The following is a 26,985-nucleotide window of genomic DNA, read 5'->3' as shown; positions in this document are numbered from 1 at the left end:
CCACATGAAACAGCAAACAACGCCCGCGGCGATTTGCATTTCATGATGACGAAGTGCATCATGCGACGGCCCGACACCGACGAGGTTCCGCGATGAACGAAGTGCCCCCCGCTACCGCGCTCTCCAACTCGCTGACCCCGGAGGTGATGGAGTCGTACTGGCTTCCGTTCACCGCCAACCGGAAGTTCAAGCGCGATCCGCGCCTCTTCTCGGGCGCCGAAGGCATGTACTACACCACCACTGATGGCCGCCGCATCCTGGACGGCATGGCCGGCCTGTGGTGCGTCAATGCCGGCCACGGCCAGCGCAAGATCATCGAGGCGATCAAGGCCCAGGCCGAGCAGATGGACTATGTCTCGTCCTTCTCGATGAGCCATCCCATCGCCTTCGAGTTCGCCCATGCGATCGCCCAGGTGACGCCCGGCGACCTGAACCACGTCTTCTTCGCCAATTCCGGCTCCGAGGCGGTCGACACCGCGCTGAAGATGGCGCGCGCCTATCACCGCGCCCGCGGCGAGCCCGGGCGCACCCGCCTGATCGGCCGCGCCAAGGGCTATCACGGCATGGGCTGGGGCGGCCTGTCTGTCGCCGGCATGTCGCGCCACCGCCGCGACTTCGGGCCGCTGCTGCCCGAGGTGAGCCACCTCAACCACACGCATTTCCCCGACAAGAACGCCTTCTCGCGCGGGCGGCCGGCCTGGGGGGCACACCTCGCCGACGAGTTGCAGCAGATGATGGCGATCCACGATCCGTCGACGATCGCGGCCGTCATCATCGAGCCCGTCGTCGGCTCGGGCGGCGTGCTGCCGCCGCCGGTCGGATATCTGGAGCGGCTGCGCGAGATCTGCGACCGCCACGGCATCCTGCTCATCTTCGACGAGGTCATCACCGGCTTCGGGCGGCTCGGCACCGCCTTCGGCGCCGAGCTGCTGGGCGTGCTGCCCGACATCGTCACCTGCGCCAAGGGCATGACCAATGCCGCCGTGCCGATGGGCGGCGTCATCGTCAACCAGAAGGTCTGGGACGGCTTCACCGCCGGGCCGGAGGGCACGATCGAGCTCTTCCACGGCTACACCTATTCCGGCCATCCGCTGGCCTGCGCCGCCGGCCTGGCGACGCTGGAGGTGCATCGCGACCTCGACCTCTATGCCCGCACCCGGCGTGCCGCCCAGCGTTGGGAGGACACCGCCCACGCCCTGAAGGGCGACCGCCACGTCATCGACATCCGCAACATCGGCCTGCTCGGCGCGATCGAGCTGGAGCCGCGGGCGGGCGAGCCCGGCGAGCGCGGCAGCGAGGTGAACGAGATGTGCTTCCAGGAGGGCATCCTGATCCGCAACACCGGCGATACGCTCGTGCTGTCGCCGCCGCTGATCATCGAGGACGCCGAGATCGACCGCATCTTCGACACCATCCGGAACGCGCTCAAGAAGGTCGCCTGAACCAGGCGGCGGCGGGCGCCTGCGATTGGCACCCGCCGCCTCTTTTCTTGCTGCACTGCAAAACCGACTTGACTTTCCCCGTCGAAACCATCACTTAGCTGCCATCCGCTCAGGTGCGGATGCCGGCGCCAACGGCCGCGTGAACGGTGACCCCAAGGGTCGCTCGTCCTGCCGAGGTGCCATGCTCTCCCGACGGAACAGCCCAGGCAGCGCGGGGCGTCCCCCAGAAACCCCCGCGGGTTGGGTGTGGACGGCCGACGGCCGGCGCACGCGTGCCTTGCGGGCTCGTGAAAGACTCCATTCTCTTGACTCAGTTTTCCGACCTCGGCCTCGCGGCGCCGATCATGAAGGCGCTCGCCGAAGAAGGTTACGTTACGCCCACGCCGATCCAGGCGCAGGCCATCCCCTATGTGCTCGCCGGCCGTGATCTGCTCGGCATCGCCCAGACCGGCACCGGCAAGACCGCCGCCTTCGCCCTCCCCATCCTGCAGCGCCTCGCCGCCGACCGCCGGCAGCCGGTGCGCAAGAGCTGCCGCGCCCTGATCCTGAGCCCGACGCGCGAACTGGCCATCCAGATCGCCGAGAGCTTCAAGACCTATGGCCGTCATCTCGGCCTGCGCGTGACGCTGGCCTTCGGCGGCGTGCCGCTGGGCGCCCAGATCCGCGCGCTGTCGGGCGGCGTCGATGTCGTCGTCGCCACCCCCGGCCGGCTCATCGACCATCTCGACACCGGGGCCATCCGCCTCGATCAGGTTGAGATGATCGTGCTGGACGAGGCCGACCACATGCTCGACATGGGCTTCATCCATGCCGTGAAGCGGATCGTCCGGTCCCTGCCGCACCAGCGCCAGACCCTGTTCTTCTCGGCCACCATGCCGCGGGAAATCGGGCAGCTCGCCGGCGACATGCTGCGCGACCCGGCCCGCGTCGAGGTGGCGCCCGTCGCCACCACGGCCGAGCGCGTCGAGCAGCGCATGATCTTCGCCGAGCAGGGCCAGAAGCCGGCCCTCCTGGTCGGCCTGATCAAGGAGGTGCAGCCGCGCCTGATGCTGGTCTTCACCCGCACCAAGCACGGCGCCGACCGCGTCGTCCGCCACCTGGAGCAGGCCGGCATCGATTCGGCCGCGATCCACGGCAACAAGAGCCAGAGCCAGCGTGAGAAGGCGCTCGCCGCCTTCCGCGCCGGCAAGACCCGCATCCTGGTCGCGACCGACATCGCGGCGCGCGGCATCGACGTCGACGGCGTCTCGCACGTCATCAACTTCGACCTGCCGAACGTGCCCGAGAGCTATGTCCACCGCATCGGCCGCACTGCGCGCGCCGGCGCCGACGGCATCGCCATCGGCTTCTGCAGCGGCGAGGAAAAGGCCTATCTCAAGGACATCGAGAAGCTGATCGGCCAGAAGGTGACGCCCATGGGCTCGCCCGTCGAGCTGCCGGCGGCCCGTCCGTCCTCGCCCTCGACCGCCCAGCGCCCGGCCGGCCACACCCACTCCAACCGCCGCTTCGGCGGTGCCGGCGCCGGTGCCGGCAATTCCGGCCGTCCCCAGCAGGGCCGCCCGGCCCGCCGGCCCCAGCAGGGCCAGCGCACCGCCGCTGCCCGCTGAGCATCGGCAGACCGATCACGGATTGCGGCCAGCCCCCACGGGCTGGCCGTTTTCCGTTTCGGGGCTTGCCTAAAGCCCCAGTTCGTTGTGCGAGCCGAGCCTGACCAGTTCCAGGCTTTCCGGATCGGGCTTGCGGTAAATCAGGATCAGGTCGGGGCGGACATGGCAGTCCCGGTGGTCCGCCCAATCGCCGCTCAGCGCGTGGTCGACATGGCGCGGCAGGGCCGTGTCTGCTGCCAGCATATCCACCAACGCCATCAGCAGCGCGTCCAACGACTTGCCGTGGCGCCCCGATCTTTCGCGGCGGTTAGTCGCGCTTGAAGCGGGCGGTGTACCTAATCGTCCGCATTCAGGCTCGCCAGCAGAGCGCGGGGATGGTCGACCGTGACGAGTTCGCCGCGTCGGGCCGCCTTCATCGCCGCGATCGTCTCGGCATTGGGTGTCAGCGGTTCGAACGGCAGCGCCTTCTCTGCCGCTACGCGCTTCAGCAGCATGCGGAATGCATCGGAGAGCGTCAGCCCCATGGCACCCAGCACGGCGGCCGCCTCGGCCTTGGTCGCCTCGTCGATACGCGCGCGAACTACGGTATTCTCGGCCATGGCTTTCTCCTCTTGAGCTCCAATGTGGCCCAACACTTGCGGAAGTTCCAGTATGTCGCCCCATCAGCCACGCCTTCGCTGCGATCCATTCGCAACCGGTGGGTGGCGAAGGCACGGATTCGTCGCTTCTGCGTTCTGGTCTATTGTCATGGTCGGCGGGTATCCTGGGGCGGTCGGATGACGGCCGCCTGCGGGATGCCCATCGGCACGGCCGAACCTTGCGGAGACGGATACGATGGGAGCGAGCAGCGCGGGATTCCATGAGGACGCGGACAAGCTGTCCAGCCAGACGAAGGACATGCATCGGGCCATCGTCTCGCTCATGGAGGAACTGGAGGCCGTCGACTGGTACCAGCAGCGGGTCGACGCGGCCGACGACGACGAGCTGAGGGCCATCCTGGCCCACAACCGCGACGAAGAGATCGAGCATGCGGCGATGGTGCTGGAATGGCTGCGCCGCCGGAACGCCAAGTTCGACGAGCAGCTTGGCACCTATCTCAACACCACCGGGTCGATCCTCGAGGTCGAGGACAGCGCCACCGCCGGCGGCGGGGGTGCCGAACCATACACGCCCGATTCGACCGAAGGATCGCTGCGCATCGGCAGCCTGAAGGGGAGCAAGTAGTGATGAACGATCTGCGCCGAAACCTCGCTCCTTTCTCGGCGGAAGTCTGGTCGGAGATCGACGCCGAGGCGGCGCGCGTCCTCAAGCTGCATCTGGCGGCGCGCAAGCTGGTGGATTTCAACGGGCCGCTGGGCTGGAACACGTCGGCCATCGACATCGGCTGGACCTCGGAGCTGAAGGAGCCGCCGGCCGACGGCGTGAATGCCTATATCCGCCTGCCGCAGCCGCTGGTCGAACTGCGCGCGCCCTTCACCCTGATGATGCGCGACGTGCGCGCGATCGAGCGGGGCGCCAAGGATGCCGACCTGGGTCCGGTCGTCGAGGCCGCCAAGGCGATCGCGCGGGCCGAGGACAAGGCCGTGTTCCACGGCTATCCGGCCGCCGGCATCACGGGCATCGCCGAGGCCTCCGCGGTTTCGCGCATCATGCTGAGCGAGGATTATGCGCGCTATCCGGCGGCCGTGCTGGAGGCGACCGAGAAGCTGCGGGCCGCCGGCATCGACGGCGACTATGGCATAGCCCTCGGGCCGCGCTGCCATGCCGGGCTGCTGAAGACGCTCACGCCGGCCGGCTATCCCATCATCGAGCATGTCAAGAAGCTGGTCACCGGCCCGATCGTCTGGGCGCCCGCGGTCGACGGTGCCATCGTCATGTCGATGCGCGGCGGCGATTTCGAGCTGACGGTCGGCCGCGACATCTCGGTCGGCTACCGCTACCACACCGCCGACGCGATCGAGCTCTACCTTGAGGAGAGCATCACCTTCCGGCCGCTGACGCCGGAGGCGGCCGTGCCGCTCTCCTACGGCCACGCCAAGCCGTAACGTCGGACCGACCAATCGCCCCCGCCCGGCCCTTGCGGTCGCGGCGGGGCGCGCTACCCTCCTCCAGGCTGCGGCAATGGCAGGAGGACGGGATATGCGCCCACTATTCGATCTCGACCCCGACGGCGAACGGCTGCCGATCAAGGTCGATACGGCATCCAACGGCGAATTCTTCCCGCTGCCGCTGACCGCGGCGCAGACCGCCGCCAACGCGCTCGCCCATCGCCGCGTGTCGGAGGCCGCCGCCCGCGTCGGGCTCGACCGGCGGTCGTTCCTGGTGTCGGCCTGCGGTGCCGCCGCGACCTTGCTCGCCTTCGACGAAGCCAACGCCGCCACCGGCGGCCGCTTCGCCCTGCCTCCTGATTCCCGCTTCGAGCCGCAACTGGCACAGGCGGTGCTGGGCGCCACAACCGGCGTCATCGACCTGCAGACCCATTGCGTCGACCCGTCCGGCCGCTGGAGCCAGGGCGCCGACGGCGAGCGCTGGAAGCGCACCCTGACCCAGGTCTTCGGCCAGAACGCCAAATGCACCGGCGGGTCGTTCGACTGCTATTCGGCCGAGCAGCTGGTGAAGGAGGTGTTCCTCGACAGCGACACCGACGTGGCCGTGGTCTCGGCCCTGTGGGGCGCGCCCGGCAGCAACCCGACGCCGGTCGACTATGCCGCCGAGGCGCGCGACCTGGTGGCCGCGATGGGCGGGCGCCACCGCATCCTGATCCATGGCGGGGTGCTGCCGAACGCGCCCGGCCAGATCGACTTCATGGACGAGATGGCCGAGCGCTGGAAAGTCGATGCCTGGAAGCTCTACCCGCAATGGGGGCCGGACGGCCGCGGCTTCCACATGGACGATCCGGTCCACGGCCTGCCGATGCTGGAGCGGGCGCGCAAGCTGGGCATCCGCATCGTCTGCGCCCATCGCGGCCTGCCGCTGCCCTTCCTCGACCATGCCTATTCGCACCCAGGCGACATCGCGCGGGCGGCCCGCCTCTTCCCTGACCTGACCTTCGTCTGCTTCCATTCCGGCTTCGAGCCCGGCTATGTCGAGGGCGCCTACAACCCCGACAACACCCGCGGCGTCGACCGCTTCGTGCGCGCCGCCCGCGACGCCGGCTTCCAGCCCGGTACTGGAAACCTCTATGCGGAGCTGGGCAGCGTCTGGCGCCACTACATGAGCAAGCCCGACCAGGCGGCCCACGTCATGGGCAAGCTGCTCGCCACCTTCGGCGAGGACCGCATCTGCTGGGGCACCGACAGCATCTGGTATGGCAGCCCGCAGGACCAGATCCAGGCCTTCCGCGCCTTCGAGATCACGCCCGAGTTCCAGGAGCGCTTCGGCTACCCTGCCCTGACGCCGGCGGCCAAGACCAAGATCCTGTCGGCCAACGCCGCCCGCATCCACGCCATCGACCCCGCCACCCTGCGCCGCGCCGAGACACCCCAGGCGCCCGACCGCATCGACCAGCTCCGCGCCGACTATCGCGAACAGCGGAACCCCAGCTTCGAGACGTTCGGCCCGAAGACCCGGCGGGAGATGCTGCGGCACCTGGCCGGGACCGGCGGGCGGCCGTGAGGCGGCACGCTATCGGCGAACCGCAGCAAGCTCCCGTAATGTCGTCTGAAGGCGAACGAGTTCATGCTGCATTGCTTCGTCGATCACGCCATCCGGTTGCTGAGGGAACCGCATTCGAAAGGTCGTAGCAGTTTTATGGCTGCCGGAGGAACGCTGGTGTCGGCAGTATCCGAGACTCTCCCAAATATGCCGGTTGGCTTCCAAATATGCACGGCCCGCAGCTCGCTTAGAAGATATCGCCAGATTGTCTTTGCCATACGCGGCGAAGACAGCAATTTCGACCATACTAATCGGCGAGGGAGCTCGACCGTAGCGTCCGGCATTAACATAGGTGGCGTTTTGCAGTCCAAGTTGCCGCACTAATTCTGGTGCCCGCTTCGTTCCCGACAACATCGCTGTTCCTCGTCAGAGCCACCACAATCTTCGAAATCAACCACCCAACTCCATAGTATGTGACTTGGGTACTGTCTTCCAGATTCCTCACATAGGGGTGAGCCCCACATTTCGCTCAAAGCGGGCCCCAATGCCAACGACGGTGGCGGGATGTCGTTGCCCCCGACTAGCTCGCCCCTACTCCGCCGCCGCCGCCACGGCGACCACCGCCGCCCGCCCTCCACCACCATCCGCTCCGCCTGGAACAACGCCACGATCGCGTCCATCACGCCGCGTATGCGCGGCAGGACGCGGAGGTCGCGGTGGACCAGCAGCCACTGCTCGGTATGGGCCTCCTCGATCGGCGGGCCGATGCGGTGCAGCCAGGGGTCGGCGTCGCCCATGAAGCAGGGCAGGACGGCCAGGCCGCTGCCGGTGCGCGCGGCCTCGCGCAGGAGCAGCCAGTTGTTGACCCGCACCGCCGGCCGCAGCCCGTCCAGCAGCGCCATCATCCAGCGCTGGCCCGGCATGTAGACGTGGGCCTCGTCGAAGCCGATCCAGGGCTGCGCGCGCAGCGTATCCGGCGAAGGATCGGATGGCACCAGGTCCGGCCGGGCATAGACGGCGTGCGCGGTGCGACCCAGCTTGCGGGTGACGATGCCGGCCACCTCGGGCACGTCCTGGCGGATCATCAGGTCGGCCTCGCGCCGCGACAGGTTGGCGAGCTGGTGGCTGGCGACCAGTTCGATTTCCACGCATTTGCGGCCATGGCGGATGCGCGGCAGGTGGCGGGCGATGAAGTCGGCCATCGCCTCGTCGGCCGACAGGCGCACGGTGCCGTGGACGGTATCGCTGAGGCCGGCGCTGCGGCGGTGGATCGATTCCGCCGCCCGGTCCATCGCCTTCACGTCGGTCAGCAGTTCCTCGCCGGCCGAGGTCAGCACGAAGCGGTCGGGCAGGCGATCGAACAGGCGGGCGCCGATCGAATCCTCCAGCGCCTTGATGCGCCGGGCGACCGTCGGATGGCTGACATCGAGCTGGCGCGCGGCAGCCGTCAGGCTGCCCTCCCGCGCCAGGGTGAGGAAGACGCGCAGGTCGCTCCAGTCCGCCGGCATGGGCCCGATACCTTTCTCGCAGATGTTCATACTCGTACAGTCGCTATTCGAAACTGTCGAGTTACGAACATTCCTGTTCAGCCTATCTTCCGCTGCGACTGCCGAGAGGAAGAGCCGAGCCATGCATTTCGAGCCGCGTCTGTGGAGCTTCACCGAAGGGGTGCGTTTGCGTATCGCTTGCACCGTGGCGATCGGGCTGGTCTCGGTCGGCCTCGGCGTCGCGCGCCTGGCCTTGCTCGGCTGGCTCATCGGCCAGGTCTTCCTCGGTCGCGAGATCGGCCAGCTTCTGGCACCGATCGCCCTCATCGCCGTCGTCATGCTGCTGCGCGGGGTGTTCGAGCACTGGCGCGCGGTGGTCGCCCACGCCACGGCTGCCCGGGTCCAGAAGAAGCTGCGCCGGGCCATCTACGACCGCATCGCCGACCTTGGCCCCGGCACGGTGGCGGGCAAGCGGTCGGGCGCGCTGACCTTGTCGCTGATCGACGGGGTGGAGCAGCTCGAGGTCTATTTCGGGCAGTTCCTGCCGCAGTTCCTGATCGCGCTGCTGACGCCCATCCTGATCTTCGTCGCCATCGCCTTCCTCGACCTGCCGGTGGCGGCGATCATGCTGGCCTTCGCGCTGCTGGCGCTGTTCGCGCCCGCCATCTGGCACAAGCTCGACGTGCAGAAGTCGCGCGACCGGCAGAAGGCCTATGCCGCCTTCGCCGCCGAGTTCCTCGATTCGATCCAGGGCCTGGCGACGCTCAAGGCCTTCGGCCAGAGCAAGTCGCGCGCAGACCGGCTGGAGGTCGAGGCGCGCGACCTGTTCCGCCGCACCATGTGGGTGCTGGCGACCAACTCACTGGCGCGCGGCATCACCGACAGCTCGATCGCCTGCGGGGCGGCGCTGGCGCTGGCTGTCGGCGCCTTCCGCGTCGATGCCGGCGCCATGGAGCTGACCTCGCTGATCATCATCCTGATGCTGGGGGTCGAGATCTTCCGGCCGATGCGCGAGCTGCGCTCGGTGCTGCACCAGGGCATGGTCGGCATGTCGGCGGCCCAGGGCATCTACCAGATCCTGGATGAACAGCCGACGGTGGCCGACGCCGCGGCCCGTCCGCTGGCGGCCCCCCTGGTCCCCTCCATCACGTTCGAGGGCGTGCGCTTCCGCTATCCCGGCACGCGCCGCACCATCCATGACGGGCTGGATTTCCAGGTCGGGGCCGGCGAGCGCATCGGCCTGGTCGGCCCGTCCGGCGGCGGCAAGTCGTCGATCGTGCGCCTGCTGCTGCGCTTCTACGACCCCGAGGCCGGCACGATCCGGCTGGGCGGGCACGACCTGCGCCACCTGTCGTTCGAGCAGATCCGCTCGATGATCTCGGTCGTCAGCCAGGACACATTCCTCTTCCACGGCACGGTCGAGGACAATATCCGCATGGGCCGGCCCGACGCCCGCCAGGACGAGGTGGAAGCCGCCGCGCGCGCCGCCAACATCCACGACTTCGTGGCAGGACTGCCCCAGGGCTACGGCACCATCATCGGCGAGAAGGGCGTGAAGCTGTCGGGCGGCCAGCGCCAGCGCGTCGCCATCGCCCGGGCGCTGCTGCGCGACACGCCGATCCTGGTGCTGGACGAGGCCCTGTCAGCCGTCGACGCCGAGAACGAGGCAACCATCCAGCAGGCGCTCGACGTGCTGATGCAGGGGCGGACGACCCTGGTACTCGCCCACCGCCTGTCCAGCGTCATCGGCTGCGACCGCATCCTGGTGCTGGATGGCGGCCAGGTGGTCGAGAATGGCCGCCACGAGGTGCTGATGGCATCGGGCGGGATCTACGCCCAGTTGATGGCCGAGCAGGCGCGCGAATCCTCGGCCGCCGAGGTGATCGACGCCGAGCCCGCCGCGGCCACGCCCGGCGAGCGCGCCGCCGACGGCACCGGCATCCCGGCCAAGCCCCTGACCGAGGGCATCATCAAGGCCGAGGGCATGGGCTGGCCGCAACTCATCGTCGCCCTGATGAAGGTGATCCTGCCCTGGAAGGGCAAGCTGACCCTGACCTTCGTCTTCGGCGTGCTGCGCGTGCTGGCCTTCATCGGCGTCGGCGTGCTGAGCGCGCTCGTCGTGCTGGCCCTGAAGAACGGCCTGCCCTACACGCCCTACCTGTGGGCGCTGGCGGTGGTGGCGCCCCTGTCGGGCCTGCTGCACTGGCTGGAATCCTGGCTGGCGCACGACATGGCCTTCCGCCTGCTGGCGGAAATGCGCATCGACGCCTTCCGCAAGCTGGATGCCCTGGCGCCGGCCTACCTGGTGCGGCGACGCACCGGCGACCTGATGGCGCTGGCCACCCACGACATCGAGCTGGTGGAGTACTTTTTCGCCCACACGGTGGCCCCGGCCTTCGTCGCGGTGCTGGTGCCGGCCGCCGTTCTGGTGGTGCTGGGCTCGGCCAGCCCGTGGATCGCGCTGACGCTGGTGCCGTTTCTGCTGGCGGTCGCGATCAGCCCGTTCCTGATGCGCAAACGGGTCGATCGCCTCGGCTCCCAGGCGCGCGAGGCGGCCGGCGAGCTCGGCGCCTTCGCCGTCGATTCGGTGCAGGGCCTGGGCGAGATCGTCGCCTTCCAGCAGGAGAAGGTGCGCGGCCGCAAGCTGGACGACCTGTCCGACCATCATGTGGCGCTCCGCCTGCCCTTCTTTTCGGAGCTGACGCGCCAGCACAGCCTGCTGGAGATCCTGACCGGCCTGGGCGGCCTGGCCGTTGTCGTGGTCGGCGCCTCGCTCGCCAGCCGCGGCGTCATCGACCCGGCCCTGCTGCCGCTGCTGACGCTGCTGGCCATGGCGGCCTTCCTGCCAATCTCGGAGATCGCCCAGGTCGGCCGGCAACTGGCCGACACGCTGGGCGCCACCCGGCGCATCTATGGGCTGGCCAACGAGCCGGTGCCGGTCACCGACGGGCCGGGCGTGCCGGCGGTGCCGCGTCCGGCGGCGCTGGCCCTGGACAAGGTCGGCTTCACCTATCCGGGCCAGACCCGGCCGGCGCTGTCCGGCGTCAGCTTCGCCATCGCGGCGGGGCAGACGGTGGCGCTGGTCGGCACGTCGGGCGCGGGCAAGACCACGACCGCCCAGCTCCTGATGCGGTTCTGGGACCCCGACCAGGGCAGCATCACCCTGAACGGCCGGGACCTGCGCCAGTACAAGCTGGATGACCTGCGCCGCCAGATCGCGCTGGTGGCCCAGGACACCTACCTCTTCAACGACACGCTCCGGGCCAACATCATGATTGCCAGGCCCGACGCGACCGAGGCCGACCTGCTGGCGGCGGTCGCCCACGCCTCGCTGGGCGACCTGGTGGAGAACCTGCCGGACGGGCTCGATTCCCCCGTCGGCGAGCGCGGCACCAGCCTGTCGGGCGGCCAGCGCCAGCGCGTCGCCATCGCCCGGGCCTTCCTGAAGGACGCGCCGGTGCTGATCCTGGACGAGGCGACCTCGCACCTGGACGCCGTGAACGAACAGGCCGTGCGCCGCTCGCTCGACCGGCTCCAGGCCGAGCGCACGACGATCGTCATCGCCCATCGCCTGTCGACGGTGCGCGACGCCGACCTGATCGTCGTCCTGGACCAGGGCAGGGTGGCAGAGACGGGCACGCACGAGACGCTGCTGGCACGCGGCGGCCTCTATGCCCGCCTCGTCTCCCGCCAGTTGGCCTCGGCCTATTCGGCGGCGGCGCAGTAGCGCTGCCGCCCGGCCTGGGCCTCAGGGAATGCCCAGCAGCTTGTGGGTCTGCAGGCTGAGGCGCCAGCGGGGATGGGCCAGGCAATAGGCGATGGCAGCGGCCGTGTTGGCCGCCAGCGCCGGCCCGTCCATCGGCTGCAACAGGAAATGGTCGAAGCCCAGCCCCTCGAACCGTTCGGGCTGGGCGTCGGCCTGGGGGAAGACCAGCTTCAGCTCGTCGCCGGCGGAGACCGCCAGGGCATTGGCGCCCTTGGGACTGACACATAGCCAGTCGATGCCGGCGGGCGGCGCGATGGTGCCGTTGGTCTCCACGCAGATCTCGAACCCCGCGCCATGCAATGCTGCCACCAGCGCGTCGTCGACCTGGAGCAGCGGCTCGCCGCCGGTCAGCACCACCATCCGCCCCGCCGTCCCCGCATGGGGCCAGAGGCGGGCGACGGCCGCGGCCAGTTCGTCCGCGCCCGCGAAGCGCCCGCCGCCCGCTCCGTCCATGCCCACGAAATCGGTATCGCAGAACCGGCAGGCCGCCGTCGCCCGGTCGGCCTCGCGCCCGGACCACAGGTTGCAGCCGGAAAAGCGGCAGAACACGGCCGCGCGGCCGGCGTTCCGGCCCTCGCCCTGCAACGTGTAGAAGATCTCCTTGACCGCGTAGGCCATGGGCGGGCTCAGGCCCCGCGCCGGTTCGTCGTCATCCCCGGCTTCAAGCACGCATCGGCCGCCGCCTCAACCCCCATCGCACACCACGGCCGGTTCCGGCAGCGATAGCATCGGCAGCGTGGCAGCCCCGCCCTGGAGATAGGCCACCACCATGTCGGCGATCATCTCCTCGTAGGCGGCGATGCGGCCGGCATCCTCCAGGTCGACCTGGAGGACGGTGCCGAGCGTGTAGCGGTTGGACATGTAGAAATAGCCCAGGCCCGACAGCGCGATATAGAAGGCGACGGGGTCGATCTCGGCCCGGAACAGCCCCTCCTCGCGACCCGCCGCGATCAGCCGCTCGATGGCGGCGACCAGCGGGTTGTAGAGCGCCGGGATGGCGTGGGCGCCGCGGATGTTGCGCGCCTGGTGGAGGTTCTCCTCGTTCATCAGGCGGATGATTTCGGGCATCTCGCGAAAGCCGCGGAAGGTGTCGATGACCAGCTTCCGCATGCCTTCGACCGGCCCCAGGCCCGCCAGTTGCGTCTCGTCCTGGCGCCGGCGCAGGTTCTCGTAGATGCGCTGCTGGACCGCCAGGTAGAGCCCTTCCTTGGTGCCGAAATAGTGGAACACCAGCCCCTTGGCGACGCCGGACCGCTTGGCGATCCCCTCCACCCGGCCGCCGGCATAGCCGCGCTGGGCGAACTCGCGCAGGGCCGCGCGCAGGATGCGCTCGCGCGTGGCCGCAGGGTCGCGGCCGTTTGCCGCCTTCCGGGTGGCCGGCTTCGCGGCAGCCGGCTTTTCGGCGGCCAGCTTTTCGGCGGCCACCTTTTCAGCGGCCACCTTTTCGGCCGGGGGCGATTTCGGGCGTTGACGGGTCGTCATGGTTGGCGGCAGCATATGCGCCTGACTGACCAGTCGGTCAATATGAAGGAGCGCGCGGGCGAATGGCGGCACAGCGGGAAACGGCGACCAGCGGCCCGACGGCGGCGACCAAGCCCGGCAGCGCGCGCATCGGCGTCGATGTCGGCGGCACCTTCACCGACGTGGTCCTGGCGCTGGCCGATGGCCGCATCATTCTCAACAAGACCACCACCACCCCGCGCGACCCCGGCATCGGCGTCGTCGCCGGCATCGACGCCGTCCTGGCCGAGGCCGGCATCGCACCCGACCTGGTGGGCGAGATCGTCCACGGCACCACGGTCGCTTCCAACACCATCCTGCAGAAGGTGGGCGCCCGGACGGGCCTGCTGACCACCCAGGGCTTCCGCGACGTGCTGGAGATCGGGCGCATCCGCACGCCCGGCATGTTCGACCTGCGCTGGAAGAAGCCCGATCCGCTGGTGCCGCGCCGCTGGCGCCTGGAGGTGGCCGGGCGGCTGGGCGCCGACGGCGCGGTCGTGACGCCACTCGACGAGGCGGGCGTGCGCGAGGCCGCCGCCTTCTTCAAGGCCGAGGGGGTGGAGGCGGTCGCCGTCTGCTTCATCAACAGCTATGTCGATGCCGCCCAGGAGCGCCGCGCGGCCGAGATCCTGCGGGCGGAGGCGCCGGACATCCTGATCACCGCCTCCTACGAAGTGCTGCCCGAGATCAAGGAGTACGAGCGCACGTCGACGGCGGTCGTGAACGCCTATCTGCTGCCGGCGATGCGGGTCTATCTGGGCCGGCTGACGGCGCGCCTGGCCGAGCGCGGCATCGCCGCCCCGGTGCAGGTGATGGCGTCGAACGGCGGCATGGTCGGGATCGCGACCGCCGGCAGCAAGCCCGTCTTCGCGGTCGGCTCCGGCCCGGCCGGCGGCGTCACGGGGGCGGCCCGCATCGGCCACGCGGTGGGCGCGCCCGACCTCATCGTCTTCGACATGGGCGGCACCACGGCCAAGGCATCCATCATCGAGGGCGGCATGCCCTCGCTCGTCACCGAGTACGAGTTCCGCGACGGCATCAGCTCGCCCAGCCGCTTCACCAAGGGTGGCGGCTACATGCTGAAGGTGCCGGCGATCGACATCGCCGAGGTTGGCTCCGGCGGCGGCTCGATCGCGCGCATCGACGCGGGCGGCCTGCTGGTGGTGGGGCCCGAGAGTGCCGGCGGCGACCCCGGCCCCGCCTGCTACGGCCGCGGCAACGCCCGCCCCACGGTGACCGACGCCAACATGGCGCTGGGCCTGCTGAACCCGCACGCGCTGGCCGGCGGCAGCCTGGCCGTCGACCCCGCCCTGTCGCTGGCCGCGATCAAGGCCGAGGTGGCCGACCCGCTCGGCATCGACCCGATGGCGGCCGCGCACGGTATTCGCCAGGTCGCCAACGTCAACATGGCCCGCGCCATCCGTGCCGTCACCGTCGAGCGCGGGCGCGACCCGCGCGACATGGCGCTGATGGCGTTCGGTGGCGGCGGGCCGCTGCACGCGGTAGACGTCGCCCGCCTGCTGGGCATCAAGCGGGTGCTGATCAGCCCGGTGGCGGGCGTCTTCTCGGCCGCGGGCATGCTGTCGGCCGAGGCCGAGCACAGCTTCGTGCGCGCCATCCTGGCCCCGCTCGACCAGGTGTCGGAAACGACGCTGGACCAGGCCCGCGAGGCGCTGGCGGCCGATGGCCGGGCGGCACTGGCGGCCGAGGGCTATGGCGGGGCGACGGCCACCCTGCGATGGGGCGCGGACCTGCGCTATATCGGCCAGTCGTCGGAGCTGACGATCCCCGTCACCGCCTGCCTGGATGCGCCTGGCCGGACGGCATTGGCCGAGGCCTTCCACCAGACCTACGCCGATACCTTCGGCTATCGCGCCGACGAGCCGGTCGAGCTGGTCAACCTGCGCCTGACCGCGATCGGCACGTCGGCCGACCGGCTGGATTTCGGCCGCATCACGCTCGACGCCAGCGCACTGGCGGGCGACAGCGGCAGCCGGATGGTATCGTTCGAGCGGGGCGCCGAGCCGGTCGCGACCCGGCTCGCCCCGCGCTCCGCCGTGGCCGAGGGGCCGATCGCCGGCCCGGCCATCATCGAATCCTACGACACGACGATCATCGTGCCGCCCGGCTGCACCGCGCGCGCGGCGGCTGCCGGCTGCATCGCCATCGATCTGGAGTGAGGCCCGCCATGCCACAGGACAGCACCCCCACGGCCCGCGACCGGCTTGACCCGATCACCTTCGCGGTCGTCAAGAACGCGATGGACGCGATCGTCGACGAGGTCGCCTACACCGTCATCCGCACCGCCAAGTCCGAGATCGTCAAGGACGTGATGGACTATTCGGCCGCCATCTGCGACGCCAAGGGCGAGATGGTGGCGCAGGCCAAGACCATCGCCCAGCACCTGGGCGCCATCCCCGAGGCGATGGGTTCGGTCATGGCCCGGTGGGCCGGCCGGGTGGCACCGGGCGACGCCATCATCCTGAACGACCCCTACCTGGGCGGCATGCACCTGCCCGACATCTTCATGTTCCACCCGGTCTTCCATGGCGAGGAGATCATGGCCTGGGTGGTGGTGATCTGCCACCACACCGACGTCGGCGGCCGGGTGCCCGGGTCGAACGCCGCGGACTCGACCGAGATCTTCCAGGAGGGGCTGCGCATCCCGCCGCTCAAGCTGTTCGAGGGCGGGCGGATCAACGAGACCCTGGAAGCCATCATCGACATCAACGTCCGCGTGCCCGACCGGGTGCTGGGCGACCTCAACGCGCAGTTCGCCGCCTGCCAGGTGGGTGCGCGCGAAATGGGGCGGATGATCGCGCGCTACGGCGCCGACGGCTTCAGCTTCTACCTGGGCGCGCTTCTCGACTATGCCGAGCGGATGACGCGCGAGGAGATCCGCACCTGGCCGGACGGCACCTATCGCTTCACCGACCATATCGACAGCGACGGGCTGAGCGATGCGCCCGTGGTCCTGCAGGTGGCGATCACGGTGGCGGGCGACCAGTTGGCGGTCGACTGGACCGGCTCCAGCCCGCAGGTGCGGGCCGCCATCAACTCGACCCTCTCCTACACCAAGTCCAACACCTTCCTGTCGGTACGTTGCGCCCTGAAAGGCGACATCCCCAACAATGCCGGCGTCTTCCGCGCGATCGCGGTGACCGCGCCCGAGGGCAGCGTGCTGAACCCGCGCATCCCGGCCGCCGTGGCGGCGCGCGCGCTGACCGGCTACCGGGTGATGGACACGATGTTCGGCGCGCTGGCCCAGATCGTCCCCGACATCCTGCCGGCGGCGGGCGAAGGCGGGAACACGGTCGTCTGCATCGCCGGGCGCAAGCCCGACCGCTCGCCCTTCATCGTCGTCGACATGATCAGCGGCTGCTGGGGCGGCCGGCCCGACCAGGACGGCATCGACGCCATCACCAACCCCTCGCAGAACCTGTCCAACGCCCCGGTCGAGGTGATGGAACGCACCCACCCGGTGCGCATCGAAAGCTACGCGCTGGTGCAGGATAGCTGCGGCGCCGGGCGCTGGCGCGGCGGCATGGGGCTGGAGCGGTCCTACCGGCTGCTGGCCGACGAGGCGGTCCTGCAGCTCCGTGCCGACCGTGTCGTCTATGCCCCCTACGGGCTGGAGGGCGGCGGCACCGGCGGGCGGGCCGGCAACTGGCTGGGCGAGGGCGCCGACAAGCATGCCCTGCCCGGCAAGGTCACCATGGAGATGCAGCGCGGCCAGCTATTGACCCACCACCAGGCGGGCGGCGGCGGCCATGGCGACCCGTTCCAGCGCGAACCGGAACTGGTCGCGCGCGACGTGTGGAACGGCAAGATCAGCGTCGACTTCGCGCGCAGCCGCCACGGGGTCGTCGTCGATGCGGGCACTGGCATGGTCGATGCAGCGGCCAGCACCCGACTGCGGCAGGCGCTGCAAGCGCAACGATAACGGGCCTACCGAGCGACACCGGAACTGGGAGTACGGGGAATGACGAACACGAACATCCTGCGGCCGGCCGTCCTGGCCGCCGCGCTGGCGCTGGCGCCCCTGGCCGCCACGGCCCAGGACAAAATCAGCGTGCGCATGGACTTCGCCCCCTGGGGCATCCAGGCCGGCATGCACCTGGCCGAGGTGAAGGGCTGGTTCAAGGAGGCCAACCTGGTCGTCGACGTGCAGGACGGGCGCGGCAGCGGCAACACCCTCCAACTCGTGAATGCGGGCCAGGTCGATGTCGGCCAGATCCAGCTGGGCCTGCTGGCCCAGGCGCGCGAGAACGGCGCCACCGTGAAGTCCTTCGCCGGCTTCGACCGTCGCACCGACCTGGTGGTCCTGGTCGACAAGGATAGCCCGATCCGCAAGGTGCAGGACTTCAAGGGCAAGAACCTGGTGGTCTTCGCCGCCAGCCCCTGGGCGCCGCTGATCGACCTGTGGCTGAAGCAGGGCGGCCTCGACCGCACCACCGTGACCGTGTCCTTCGTCGACCCGGCGGCGCTGTGGGGCACCTACACCGCCAAGCGCGCCGACGGGCTGATGTCGACGATCGGCTCGGCCCTGCCGGTGGCCGAGAAGCCCCGGCCCAGCCACGGCGTGCTGGCCGAGGATGCCGGCATCGCCTTCCCCAGCTACGGGCTGATCGCCACCGAGGCCACCCTGAAGACCAAGGCCGACGCGCTGAAGCGCCTGGTCGCCACCCAGCAGAAGGCCTGGGCGTTCATGCGCGACGGCGGCATCGACGAGGGCGTCGAGGCCATGCTGAAGCAGCGCCCCGATGCGCGCCTCGACCGCGCCGTGCAGCGCGAGCAGATCAAGATCACCATCGACTTCTTCGACACGCCCGCCACCAAGGGCAAGCCGATCGGCTGGCAGGCCGAGGAAGACTGGAAGAAGCATGTCGACATGATGCTGGCGGCGGGCGCGCTGAAGGCCCCGGCCAAGACGTCGGACCTCTACACCAACGACCTGATCCAGTAGCGCCGATGGTCGCCTGCGTCGAGATCCGCGCGGCCGGGAAGACCTATTCCTCGGCCCGCGGACCGGTCGTCGCACTTGCCGATGTCAGCATGGACGTGGCCGAGGGGGAGTTCTTCTCGCTCCTCGGCCCGTCCGGCTGCGGCAAGAGCACGCTGCTGAAATGCATCGCCGGGCTGGAGGGAACCAGCACGGGTGCAATCCGGGTGCGCGGCCAGGGCCTCGCCGGCCCGCCCAAGGGTCTGGGCATGGTCTTCCAGCGCGACGTGCTGCTGGACTGGCGCACGATCCTGGAGAATGTCCTCATCACCGCGGAATTCCAGGGCCTGCCCAAGGCCGAAATGACCGTGCGCGCCCGCGCGCTGCTGGAACGGTTCGGCCTGGGCGCCTTCCAGGACCGCCACCCGTGGGAACTGTCGGGCGGCATGCGCCAGCGCGCGTCGATCTGCCGGGCGCTGCTGTGCGAGCCGGAAATCCTGCTGATGGACGAGCCCTTCGGCGCGCTCGACGCCATGACGCGCGATGACCTGAACGTCGAGCTGACGCGCATCTGGCAGTCGGCCCGGCGCACGGTCGTGTTCGTCACCCATTCGATCGCCGAGGCGGTGTTCCTCTCCGACCGCGTCGCCATGATGTCACCCGGGCCGGGCCGCATCGTCGAGATCGTGCCGATCGACCTGCCGCGGCCGCGGCTGCTGTCGATCCGCGAGACGCCGGAGTTCGCCCGCCACGTCGCCCATATCCGCGGGCTGTTCGCGGCCCTCGGCATCGTCAAGGAGTAAGGGCCGATGATGGGTCTCTGGTCCGGCTCGGCCGGCCTGCGCAGCACGCTGGCCGTGCTGATCGGCGTCGTCCTGCTGTGGGAAGCGGCGGTCTGGCTGCTGGCGCCGCCGCCGATCATCCTGCCGCCGCCGTCGCGCATCTGGGTCGATTTCATCGAGGCGCCCAGCTATTTCCTGCGCAATAGCTGGTACACGCTGTCGACCACGCTGGTCGGCTTCGTGCTGTCGGTCGTGCTGGGCGTCGGGCTGGCCGTGGCGATCGTCAATTCGCGCCTGGCCGAGCGCATCATCTATACCCTGCTGGTCGCCCTCAACAGCCTGCCCAAGGTGGCGCTGGCGCCGCTCTTCGTCATCTGGATGGGCACCGGCATCGAGCCCAAGATCGCGATCGCCGTGATGCTGGCGATCTTCTCGATCGTCGTCGACACGGTGCTGGGCCTGCGCTCGGTCGACCCCGACGCCATTGCGCTCGCCCGCGTCAACCATGCGAGCCCGCTGAAGATCCTGGTCAAGATCCGTTTTCCCAACGCCCTGCCCAGCCTCTTCGTCGGCATGAAGGTCGCCATTTCCTTCGCGCTGGTGGGGGCCATCGTCGGCGAGTTCGTCGCAGGCTCGGCCGGCCTGGGCTTCGTCATCCTGGTGGCCCAGGGACAGTTCGATACCTCGCGCGTGTTCGTGGCCCTCGTCCTGCTGGGGCTGCTGGGGACGATTCTCTTCTACATCGTCGAGGCGATCGAGCGGCTGGTGCTGCCCTGGCACGTCTCGCAGCGCGCGGTGGAGCGTCCGGGCGGACATTGACGGGGGTGAATGCCCGCGCGGCCGGGCAGGAACCAATGTAGGCTGTTGCCGTTCTCCCCGGATGGGAAGCACGGCTGAATGGATGAACTTCCGGCGGGGCCGCCCCTGATGGGCTCGGTCCTGCACCTGCCGCAACGGCAACGCCAGCAGACGCCCGACCGCACCGGCGACCTGCTCAACCGATTCCACCAGGTACGGACGGCGACAGAGCTGCTGGCCGCCCCCTTGGGGCCAGAGGACCAGTCGGTCCAGTCGATGCCGGAAGCCAGCCCGACCAAGTGGCACCGCGCCCACACGACCTGGTTCTTCGAGACCTTTCTGCTGGCCCCGTTCCTGGCCGGCTACCGGCCCTTCGACCGGCAATACGCCTATCTCTTCAACTCCTACTACGAGGCCGTCGGCCCGCGGCACCCGCGGCCGGCGCGCGGGCTGCTGACGCGGCCGACGGCGGCCGATGTCGGCCGCTATCGCGCCCATGTCGACGAGGCGATGGCCGCCCTGCTGCGCGACTGCCCGGCCGAGGCACTGGACCTGGTCGAGCTCGGCCTGCAGCACGAGCAGCAGCACCAGGAACTGTTGCTGACGGACATCAAGCACGCCTTTGCCGCCAACCCGATCGCCCCCGTCTATGTCCCGGCGCTGGTGCCGGAGCCGGGCGAGAGCCCGCCCGTCGACTGGATCGACTTCGAGGGCGGCATCGTGCCCATCGGCTATGCCGGAACCGACTTCGCCTTCGACAATGAGGGGCCGCGGCATGAGGCGCTGCTGCAGGATTTCCGCATCGCCAGCCGGCCGGTGACGGTCGGCGAGTATCGCAACTTCATGGCCGATGGCGGCTACACCCAGGCACATCTGTGGATGTCCGAGGGCTGGGCCATCGTCCAGGCGCGCGGCTGGGACGCGCCCGGCTACTGGCGCCGGGACGAGGCCGGCTGGTCGACCTACACCCTGCATGGACAGCGCCCGCCGGCCGACGACGAGCCGGTCTGCCATGTCAGCTGGTACGAGGCGGCCGCCTATGCCGCCTGGGCCGGCCGGCGGCTGCCGACCGAGTTCGAGTGGGAGCGCGCCGCCCGCCACGACGCCCATGCCGACCTGGACGCCGACCGCGTCCGCCCGCATCCGCGGAGCGTCGGCCAGGGCTTCGTGCAGGACGTGTGGGAATGGACCGCCAGCGCCTACCTGCCCTATCCGGGCTTTCGCCCGGCAGCGGGCGCGGTCGGCGAATATAACGGCAAGTTCATGATGAACCAGATGGTCCTGCGCGGCCGGTCCTGCGCGACCGCCCCCGGCCATGAGCGCCCGACCTATCGCAACTTCTTTCCGCCGGACGCCCGATGGCAGTTCAGCGGATTCCGCCTGGCAGAGGATGCGTGATGGCACGAACCGAACCGCTTCGCCTCCACGACCTGGAGCCGTCCACCGAGGAGTTCCGCCAAGCCGTCATCGACGGCCTGTCGGGGCAGCCCAAGACGCTGCCCTGCAAGTTCTTCTACGACGCCGAGGGATCCCGGCTGTTCGACGCCATCTGCGAGCTGCCGGAATATTACCCGACCCGCACCGAGCTCGGCATCCTCTCCCGCAATGCGCCGGCGATGGCGGCCGCGATCGGGCCGGACGCGCGCATCGTCGAGTTCGGCTCGGGCGCAGGCGTGAAGATCCGCCTGCTGCTGGCCGCCCTGGAACGACCGGCCGCCTATGTCCCGGTCGACATCTGCCGCGAGCACATGATGGCGGCGGCCGACGGCCTGGCGGCGGACTTCCCCGACCTGCGCATCGCGCCGGTCTGCGCCGACTACACCAGGCCGTTCGCGCTGCCCTCGATCCCCGGCGCCGATACCGGCGTGACGGTGGGCTTCTTCCCCGGCTCCACTATCGGCAATTTCAGCCCGGCCGAGGCAACCGCCTTCCTGGCCCGTGCCCGCCGGCTGCTCGGCCGCGGGTCGATGATGCTGGTCGGCGCCGACGTGCCCAAGGATGCGGGCGTGCTCGAGGCCGCCTACGACGACGCGGCCGGCGTGACGGCGGCTTTCAACCGCAACCTGCTGGTCCGCATGCAGCGCGAGTTGGGGGCCGAACTGGACATCGAACTGTTCCGCCATGAGGCGCGCTGGTGCCCGCGCAACCGCCGGGTCGAGATGCATCTGGTCAGCCTGTCGCGCCAGGAGATCCGGCTGGGCGACCGGGTCTTCGCCTTCGATCGCGGCGAGAGCATCCATACCGAGAATTCCTACAAGTACAGCGTGCCCGAGTTCCGGGCGCTGGCCGGCCGCAGCGGCTGGCTGCCGGCCCAGACCTGGACCGACGCTGCGGGCCTGTTCGCCGTTCATCTGCTGCGATCAGGTTGAGATTGCGTCGGAGCGGGCGATAGCTTTCGCCTGCGGGCGGTGATTGACTGGAGCCGAGCCCCCGCTCCGGAAGGATACCGCCCGCCATGAGACGCCTTGCCGCCGCAGCCGCGGCCTCGCTGCTTGCCGTCTTCCAGCACCTGCCCGCCACTGCCGCCGAACCGCCGCTGCCCCTGGCCGTGCCCGAGGCAGTCGGCCTGTCATCGGCGCGGCTGGCCCGCATCGGCACCACCGTCCAGGCCGACATCGACGCCGGCCGCCTCCCGGGCGCGGTGGTGGCCGTCATGCGCCGCGGCAAGCTCGCCTATTACGAGGCGTTCGGCTTCCGCGACAAGGAAGCCGGCGTGCCGATGACGAAGGACACGATCTTCGCCATCGCCTCGATGACCAAGCCGATGACCTCGGTCGCGGTGATGATGCTGAGCGAGGAAGGCCGGCTCTTCGTCTCGGATCCGGTCGGCCGCTACCTGCCGCCGATGGCGAAGATGGCGGTCGCCGTCCAGAAGAAGGGCGCGGACGGCCAGGACCTGGTCGAGACCGAGCCCGCGAAGCGGCCGGTGACGGTGCAGGACCTGCTGCGCCACACCGCCGGCATCGTCTATGGCGGCGCCGCCACCACCCCGGTGCACAAGCTCTATCCTTTGTCGTCCGGCTTCTCGGGCATGAACCTGACGACGGCGGAATTCGTCGAGAAGCTGGGCACGCTGCCGCTCGTCCGCCAGCCGGGCAGCGGCTGGGAGTACAGCCTGTCGGTCGACGTGCTGGGCGCGGTCGTCGAATCGATCGCCGGCCAGAGCCTGGGCGGCTTCCTCGGCGAGCGCCTCTGGGGCCCGCTCGGCATGGCCGACACCAGCTTCACCGTGCCCGCCGACAAGCGCGGCCGCATCGCCAAGGCCCTGCCGGTCGACCCCGATACCGGCCGCCCGCCGGTCGTGCTCGATGTGACGCGGACGATGAAGATGGAATGCGGCGGCGGCTGCGCGGCATCGACCGCGGGCGACTATGTCCGCTTCGTCCAGATGCTGCTGAACCGCGGCTCGCTCGATGGCCGCAGCATCCTGTCGCCCAAGACGGTGGAGTTCATGGCGGCCGACCATCTGGGCACGATCCCGACCGGCACCCTGTCACCGGGCTACGGCTTCGGGCTGGGCTTTGCCGTGCGCCGCAGCCAGGGCGTGGCCGGCCTGACGGGGTCGGTCGGCGACTACTACTGGAACGGCGCCTACGGCACGCTCTTCTGGATCGACCCGGCAGAGGACCTGGCCGTCGTCTTCATGGCCCACACGCCGGGGCCGGCCCGCCTGCACTATCGCAAGCTGCTGCCGACGCTGGTCAACCAGGCGATCATGCCCTAACCATCGGTGGTATTCGTCCGGCCGGGGTGATTGACTGGGGGCGCAGAAGAACGTCCCCCGGGAGGACACCCCGACCATGCCTCGCCTCGCCCCCATCGCCGCGGCAGCCTTGCTGGCCGCGGCTGCCCTGCCATCCCTGGCCGCCGCCGACACGCCCCTGCCCGTCGCCGTGCCGGAAGCGGTCGGGCTGTCGTCCGAGCGGCTCGGCCGCATCGCCAGCGTGCTGAAGGCCGACATCGAGGCCGGGCGCCTGCCCGGTGCCGTCGTCGCCATCGCCCGCCACGGCAAGCTCGCCTACCACGAGGCGTTCGGCTTCCGCGACAAGGACGCCGGCGTGCCGATGACCAAGGACACGATCTTCGCGCTGGCATCCATGACCAAGCCGATGACCTCGGTCGCGATCATGATGCTGAACGAGGAAGGCCGGCTCTTCATCAGCGACCCGGTCGGCCGGTACCTGCCGGCGATCGGAAAGATGCAGGTCGGCGTGCAGAAGAAGGCGGCCGACGGCCAGGTCGTGCTGGAGACCGAGCCGCCCAAGCGGGCGATGACCGTGCAGGACCTGCTGCGGCACACCTCGGGCATCACCTATGGCGGGCGCGGCACCACGCCCGTCCACAAGCTCCAGCCGGCCTCGTCGGGCTTTGCCGGCACCAACATGACGACGGCGGAGTTCATCGAGAAGCTGGGCGCCGCCCCCTTGCTCTATCAGCCGGGCACGACCTGGGAATATGGCTTGTCGGTCGACGTGCTGGGGGCGATCGTGGAGCAGATGTCGGGCAAGAGCCTGGGTGGCTTCCTGCAGGAGCGGCTGTGGGGCCCGCTCGGCATGACCGACACCAGCTTCACCATCCCCGATGCCAAGCATGACCGCTTCGCCAAGGGCCTGGCCAACGACCCCGACAGCGGCCGGCCGCAGAGCGTGCTCGACCTGCGAAAGCCCCTGAAGATGGAATGCGGCGGCGGCTGTGCCGCCGGTACGGCGGCCGACTATGTCCGCTTCGCCCAGATGCTGTTGGACAAGGGCAAGTTCGGGGGCCGCCAGATCGTGGCGCCCAAGACGATCGAGTACATGACGGCCGACCATCTGGGCGGGGCCAGCCACAACAATCTGGGGCCGGGCTACGGCTTCGGCCTGGGCTTCACCGTCCGCCTGTCCACCGGCGTCGCCGGCGTCAGCGGGTCGCCCGGCGACTACAACTGGGGCGGCGCCTACGGCACTTGGTTCTGGGTCGATCCGGAAGAGGACCTGACGGCCGTCTTCATGGCCCACGCCCCCGGCCCCATCCGGCTGCACTATCGCAAGCTGATGACCACGCTCGTCAACCAGGCGGTCATGGACTGACGCCGGAGGGTGCCGCCGGCCGTCACGACTCGCGGTCGATGGCGGCCGGCAGCGGCCCGCGCGGCGCCTCGGCCAGGGGGGTGTGGGCGACCAGGCCGCGGCGGCTGATCGACTCCCACCCCTCCTCGGGCGTGTCCACCACCTCGAAGAGGTCCAGGTCGGCGGCGGCGATCATGCCGTTCTCGACCAGGGCATCCAGGTTGATTACGCTTTTCCAGTAGTCGCGGCCGAACAGCACGACCGGCATCGGCGGCGCCTTCTGCGTCTGCTGCAAGGTCAGGATCTCGAACAGCTCGTCCAGCGTGCCGAAGCCGCCGGGGAACACGGCCAGCGCGTTGGCCCGCATCGCCAGGTGCATCTTGCGCATGGCGAAATAGTGGAACGAGAAGGTGAGCGAGGGCGTCGACCAGCGGTTCGGCTCCTGCTCGTGCGGCAGGCCGATGTTGTAACCGACCGACGGTGCACCGACATCGGTGGCGCCGCGGTTGGCGGCCTCCATGATGCCGGGGCCGCCGCCCGTCGCCACGACATTGTCACGGATGCGATCGGGCCGGAGGTTGAGCGCGCCGCCGCGCACCGACACCAGCCGGGCGAAGGCCCGCGCCCGCTCATACCAGACCGACAGGCGCGCATGGCGTTCCACCATCGCACGCGCCTCGGGCGTCGCGGCGGCGGCGAGCAGGCCGTCGACCGCCTCGGGTGCCGGGATGCGCGCGCTGCCGAAGATGACGACGGTCGAGCGCACACCCCATTCCCGCAGCAGCAGGTCGGCCTTGTAGTATTCGAGCGCGAAGCGGAAGCCGCGCAGTTCCTCGCGCAGCAGGAAGTCGCGATCCTCCAGGGCGGGCAGGAAGGCGCGCGCGTGGGGCGGGCGAAGGGGCTCGTCCATGCCGCTCAGACCGCCTCCAGCGGTGCGTTCAGACGCATGCCCGGCACCACCACGCCGCCGCGGTCGCCGATGGCGACCGAGCCGTAGCGGTCGGCGAATACATCCGGCAGCGGCCGCGCGCCGGGGCAGGCCAGCCACAGGCGCAGCAGGTGCCGGCGCCGGTCGGGATCGGGCCAGTCGTCGAAGGCCGTGCGATCATGCAGCAGGGTATGGTTGTGGACGAGCTGCACGTCGCCCGGCCGGAATTCCATGTGCAGGTTCAGCGCCGGGTCGTTGGCCAGGGCATCGAACAGGTCGAGCGCGTCAACATGGGCCGGCGTCAGGCGGGGCGCGTCGGCGAAGCGCTGGGCCGAATCGACATACTGGCGCTGATAGATCGCCGTCAGGTGCCCCTGGTGCCACGAGAAGACCGGGATCAGGAAAAAGGGCTTGCCACCGGCCGGCACCTCGCCCCGCCGGTCGGTCGCGATCGGCTGCATCAGCAGGCGCAGCAGGTCGGGCCGGCGGCGGCGCATCTCATTGAAGATGGTGGACGAACTGACCAGCGTCGACAGGCCGCCCGCGCGCGCCGTGCGCAGGCACAGCAGCGCCACCACGTCGCAGGAATCGGTGTGATAGGTCTGGCGCTCGCTGGTCTGGTAGATGCGCACGCTGGGGTCGTCGCTCCTGAGGCCCAGGTCGCGCACATGGCCCAGCACGTGCCCCCGGGCGTTCTGCGAGCGCGCCCGGCCGAGATGGGTCCCGATGCCGAAGAAGGCCGTGGCCGCCTCGCGCATCGTCCAGCGGTCGACCGGAAGCCCGCGCAACACGGCAAAGCCGCGGCCGTCCAGCACCTCGGCCAGCACGCCGGCCAGCCGCGGCGCCAGGCGGGGCAACGGGAAATCCTCCCGCTCCATGGCGGCGATGTCGGCCCCGGCGGCGGCCAGCCGGCGGGCGGCCGCGTCCACCTCGGCGATCTCGGCCGGGTCCAGTTCCACCACCCATCGGCTGCCCTGGCGGGCAAGGTCGGGACCGTACCAGGCAGCGGCACCGGCCTGCGCCGGCGGCAGGTCGGCGGCGGGGTCGTTGGCGGCGATATCGCTCACGGGCGGCAGGCTCCTCGGGGCTCC

At 69.9% G+C, this 26,985-nt stretch carries 22 protein-coding genes; 15 read left to right on the top strand and 7 right to left on the bottom strand.

Annotated elements, in window-relative coordinates:
• Positions 1–92 precede the first annotated feature (92 nt).
• Together aptA and STVA_RS02625 are read left to right on the top strand one after the other, a co-directional pair.
• Positions 93–1,442 carry an omega-aminotransferase AptA gene (gene aptA / locus STVA_RS02630; protein ID WP_123694474.1) on the top strand — a complete coding sequence of 450 codons (1,350 nt, stop codon included), beginning with the start codon at positions 93–95 and terminating at the stop codon, positions 1,440–1,442.
• 305 nt (positions 1,443–1,747) lie between these two features.
• Positions 1,748–3,049 (top strand): DEAD/DEAH box helicase, encoded by a 1,302-nt coding sequence (locus tag STVA_RS02625; RefSeq protein WP_123694476.1) that lies wholly within the window; start codon positions 1,748–1,750, stop codon positions 3,047–3,049.
• Positions 3,050–3,118: 69 nt separating this feature from the next.
• On the opposite strand, the gene STVA_RS02620 is transcribed toward STVA_RS02625, so the two are convergent.
• Positions 3,119–3,322 carry a type II toxin-antitoxin system YafQ family toxin gene (locus tag STVA_RS02620; RefSeq protein ID WP_245978529.1) on the bottom strand — a complete coding sequence of 68 codons (204 nt, stop codon included), beginning with the start codon at positions 3,320–3,322 and terminating at the stop codon, positions 3,119–3,121.
• A gap of 62 nt (positions 3,323–3,384) precedes the next feature.
• On the bottom strand, positions 3,385–3,648 hold the full coding sequence (locus tag STVA_RS02615; protein ID WP_123694478.1) for a type II toxin-antitoxin system RelB/DinJ family antitoxin: 264 nt from the start codon (positions 3,646–3,648) through the stop codon (positions 3,385–3,387).
• A 235-nt stretch (positions 3,649–3,883) separates the two neighbouring features.
• Between STVA_RS02615 and STVA_RS02610 the strand changes: the two genes are divergently transcribed.
• The 3 genes from STVA_RS02610 (at position 3,884) to STVA_RS02600 (ending at position 6,664) form a co-directional block, all read left to right on the top strand.
• The gene (locus STVA_RS02610; protein ID WP_123694480.1) at positions 3,884–4,273 is read left to right on the top strand and encodes an encapsulin-associated ferritin-like protein; all 390 of its coding nucleotides are present in this window, start codon (positions 3,884–3,886) and stop codon (positions 4,271–4,273) included.
• Between the two features lie 2 nt (positions 4,274–4,275).
• The gene (locus STVA_RS02605; protein WP_123694482.1) at positions 4,276–5,094 is read left to right on the top strand and encodes a family 1 encapsulin nanocompartment shell protein; all 819 of its coding nucleotides are present in this window, start codon (positions 4,276–4,278) and stop codon (positions 5,092–5,094) included.
• A gap of 94 nt (positions 5,095–5,188) precedes the next feature.
• A complete protein-coding gene (locus tag STVA_RS02600) occupies positions 5,189–6,664 on the top strand; it encodes an amidohydrolase family protein (RefSeq protein ID WP_170216676.1) in 1,476 nt (491 codons plus the stop codon).
• Between the two features lie 359 nt (positions 6,665–7,023).
• Here the strand turns inward: STVA_RS02600 and STVA_RS02595 are convergent, their stop codons facing one another.
• Positions 7,024–8,151 (bottom strand): LysR family transcriptional regulator, encoded by a 1,128-nt coding sequence (locus STVA_RS02595; RefSeq protein ID WP_170221589.1) that lies wholly within the window; start codon positions 8,149–8,151, stop codon positions 7,024–7,026.
• Positions 8,152–8,272: 121 nt separating this feature from the next.
• Between STVA_RS02595 and STVA_RS02590 the strand changes: the two genes are divergently transcribed.
• Positions 8,273–11,857 (top strand): ABC transporter ATP-binding protein, encoded by a 3,585-nt coding sequence (locus STVA_RS02590; protein ID WP_123694488.1) that lies wholly within the window; start codon positions 8,273–8,275, stop codon positions 11,855–11,857.
• Positions 11,858–11,878: 21 nt separating this feature from the next.
• Here STVA_RS02590 and queE read toward each other — a convergent pair whose 3' ends face one another.
• Both queE and STVA_RS02580 read right to left on the bottom strand, forming a co-directional pair.
• Positions 11,879–12,514 carry a 7-carboxy-7-deazaguanine synthase gene (gene queE / locus STVA_RS02585; RefSeq protein WP_123694490.1) on the bottom strand — a complete coding sequence of 212 codons (636 nt, stop codon included), beginning with the start codon at positions 12,512–12,514 and terminating at the stop codon, positions 11,879–11,881.
• 66 nt (positions 12,515–12,580) lie between these two features.
• Positions 12,581–13,336, bottom strand: a complete 756-nt coding sequence (locus STVA_RS02580; RefSeq protein ID WP_170221588.1) for a TetR/AcrR family transcriptional regulator — start codon at positions 13,334–13,336, stop codon at positions 12,581–12,583.
• A 104-nt stretch (positions 13,337–13,440) separates the two neighbouring features.
• Here STVA_RS02580 and STVA_RS02575 point away from each other — a divergent pair, with 104 nt between their 5' ends.
• The 9 genes from STVA_RS02575 to STVA_RS02535 all read left to right on the top strand — a co-directional run bounded on the left by STVA_RS02575 (position 13,441) and on the right by STVA_RS02535 (position 24,987).
• On the top strand, positions 13,441–15,576 hold the full coding sequence (locus STVA_RS02575; protein ID WP_123694494.1) for a hydantoinase/oxoprolinase family protein: 2,136 nt from the start codon (positions 13,441–13,443) through the stop codon (positions 15,574–15,576).
• A gap of 8 nt (positions 15,577–15,584) precedes the next feature.
• The gene (locus STVA_RS02570) at positions 15,585–17,339 is read left to right on the top strand and encodes a hydantoinase B/oxoprolinase family protein (RefSeq protein WP_123694496.1); all 1,755 of its coding nucleotides are present in this window, start codon (positions 15,585–15,587) and stop codon (positions 17,337–17,339) included.
• Between the two features lie 39 nt (positions 17,340–17,378).
• Positions 17,379–18,362: an ABC transporter substrate-binding protein gene (locus STVA_RS02565; RefSeq protein ID WP_123694498.1), complete on the top strand. Its 984-nt coding sequence runs from the start codon at positions 17,379–17,381 to the stop codon at positions 18,360–18,362.
• Positions 18,363–18,367: 5 nt separating this feature from the next.
• Positions 18,368–19,141: an ABC transporter ATP-binding protein gene (locus tag STVA_RS02560; protein WP_123694500.1), complete on the top strand. Its 774-nt coding sequence runs from the start codon at positions 18,368–18,370 to the stop codon at positions 19,139–19,141.
• A 6-nt stretch (positions 19,142–19,147) separates the two neighbouring features.
• Complete coding sequence (locus STVA_RS02555) at positions 19,148–19,939, top strand: ABC transporter permease (protein ID WP_197735772.1); 792 nt, start codon at positions 19,148–19,150, stop codon at positions 19,937–19,939.
• A gap of 78 nt (positions 19,940–20,017) precedes the next feature.
• Positions 20,018–21,316 (top strand): ergothioneine biosynthesis protein EgtB, encoded by a 1,299-nt coding sequence (gene egtB / locus STVA_RS02550; protein ID WP_245978530.1) that lies wholly within the window; start codon positions 20,018–20,020, stop codon positions 21,314–21,316.
• Complete coding sequence (gene egtD / locus STVA_RS02545) at positions 21,316–22,287, top strand: L-histidine N(alpha)-methyltransferase (protein WP_123694505.1); 972 nt, start codon at positions 21,316–21,318, stop codon at positions 22,285–22,287. Before egtB ends, egtD begins: the two co-directional genes overlap by 1 nt.
• 86 nt (positions 22,288–22,373) lie before the next feature.
• A complete protein-coding gene (locus STVA_RS02540) occupies positions 22,374–23,642 on the top strand; it encodes a serine hydrolase domain-containing protein (RefSeq protein ID WP_123694507.1) in 1,269 nt (422 codons plus the stop codon).
• A gap of 76 nt (positions 23,643–23,718) precedes the next feature.
• Positions 23,719–24,987 (top strand): serine hydrolase domain-containing protein, encoded by a 1,269-nt coding sequence (locus STVA_RS02535; protein WP_123694508.1) that lies wholly within the window; start codon positions 23,719–23,721, stop codon positions 24,985–24,987.
• 22 nt (positions 24,988–25,009) lie between these two features.
• On the opposite strand, the gene STVA_RS02530 is transcribed toward STVA_RS02535, so the two are convergent.
• Both STVA_RS02530 and STVA_RS02525 read right to left on the bottom strand, forming a co-directional pair.
• Positions 25,010–25,876, bottom strand: a complete 867-nt coding sequence (locus tag STVA_RS02530) for an LOG family protein (RefSeq protein ID WP_123694510.1) — start codon at positions 25,874–25,876, stop codon at positions 25,010–25,012.
• A 5-nt stretch (positions 25,877–25,881) separates the two neighbouring features.
• Positions 25,882–26,961, bottom strand: coding sequence for a TauD/TfdA family dioxygenase (locus STVA_RS02525; protein WP_245978532.1), 1,080 nt, complete (start codon positions 26,959–26,961; stop codon positions 25,882–25,884).
• Between the last annotated feature and the right edge of the window lie 24 nt (positions 26,962–26,985).

Source organism: Stella humosa (genome assembly GCF_006738645.1).
GTDB classification, from domain to species: Bacteria; Pseudomonadota; Alphaproteobacteria; order ATCC43930; family Allostellaceae; genus Allostella; species Allostella humosa.
The sequence above is the reverse complement of the archived record's forward strand: the minus strand, read 5'-3'. Positions and strand labels throughout refer to the sequence as shown.

Bases quoted from the DNA above. Each gene is read 5' to 3' on its own strand.
- STVA_RS02600 (WP_170216676.1), top strand. From the start codon at position 5,189: ATGCGCCCACTATTCGATCTCGACCCCGACGGCGAACGGCTGCCGATC.
- STVA_RS02575 (WP_123694494.1), top strand. From the start codon at position 13,441: ATGGCGGCACAGCGGGAAACGGCGACCAGCGGCCCGACGGCGGCGACC.
- STVA_RS02595 (WP_170221589.1), bottom strand. From the start codon at position 8,151: ATGCCGGCGGACTGGAGCGACCTGCGCGTCTTCCTCACCCTGGCGCGG.
- aptA (WP_123694474.1), top strand. From the start codon at position 93: ATGAACGAAGTGCCCCCCGCTACCGCGCTCTCCAACTCGCTGACCCCG.
- STVA_RS02570 (WP_123694496.1), top strand. From the start codon at position 15,585: ATGCCACAGGACAGCACCCCCACGGCCCGCGACCGGCTTGACCCGATC.
- STVA_RS02610 (WP_123694480.1), top strand. From the start codon at position 3,884: ATGGGAGCGAGCAGCGCGGGATTCCATGAGGACGCGGACAAGCTGTCC.
- queE (WP_123694490.1), bottom strand. From the start codon at position 12,514: ATGGCCTACGCGGTCAAGGAGATCTTCTACACGTTGCAGGGCGAGGGC.
- STVA_RS02530 (WP_123694510.1), bottom strand. From the start codon at position 25,876: ATGGACGAGCCCCTTCGCCCGCCCCACGCGCGCGCCTTCCTGCCCGCC.
- egtB (WP_245978530.1), top strand. From the start codon at position 20,018: ATGGATGAACTTCCGGCGGGGCCGCCCCTGATGGGCTCGGTCCTGCAC.
- egtD (WP_123694505.1), top strand. From the start codon at position 21,316: ATGGCACGAACCGAACCGCTTCGCCTCCACGACCTGGAGCCGTCCACC.
- STVA_RS02560 (WP_123694500.1), top strand. From the start codon at position 18,368: ATGGTCGCCTGCGTCGAGATCCGCGCGGCCGGGAAGACCTATTCCTCG.
- STVA_RS02555 (WP_197735772.1), top strand. From the start codon at position 19,148: ATGATGGGTCTCTGGTCCGGCTCGGCCGGCCTGCGCAGCACGCTGGCC.
- STVA_RS02615 (WP_123694478.1), bottom strand. From the start codon at position 3,648: ATGGCCGAGAATACCGTAGTTCGCGCGCGTATCGACGAGGCGACCAAG.
- STVA_RS02605 (WP_123694482.1), top strand. From the start codon at position 4,276: ATGAACGATCTGCGCCGAAACCTCGCTCCTTTCTCGGCGGAAGTCTGG.
- STVA_RS02565 (WP_123694498.1), top strand. From the start codon at position 17,379: ATGACGAACACGAACATCCTGCGGCCGGCCGTCCTGGCCGCCGCGCTG.
- STVA_RS02535 (WP_123694508.1), top strand. From the start codon at position 23,719: ATGCCTCGCCTCGCCCCCATCGCCGCGGCAGCCTTGCTGGCCGCGGCT.
- STVA_RS02590 (WP_123694488.1), top strand. From the start codon at position 8,273: ATGCATTTCGAGCCGCGTCTGTGGAGCTTCACCGAAGGGGTGCGTTTG.
- STVA_RS02540 (WP_123694507.1), top strand. From the start codon at position 22,374: ATGAGACGCCTTGCCGCCGCAGCCGCGGCCTCGCTGCTTGCCGTCTTC.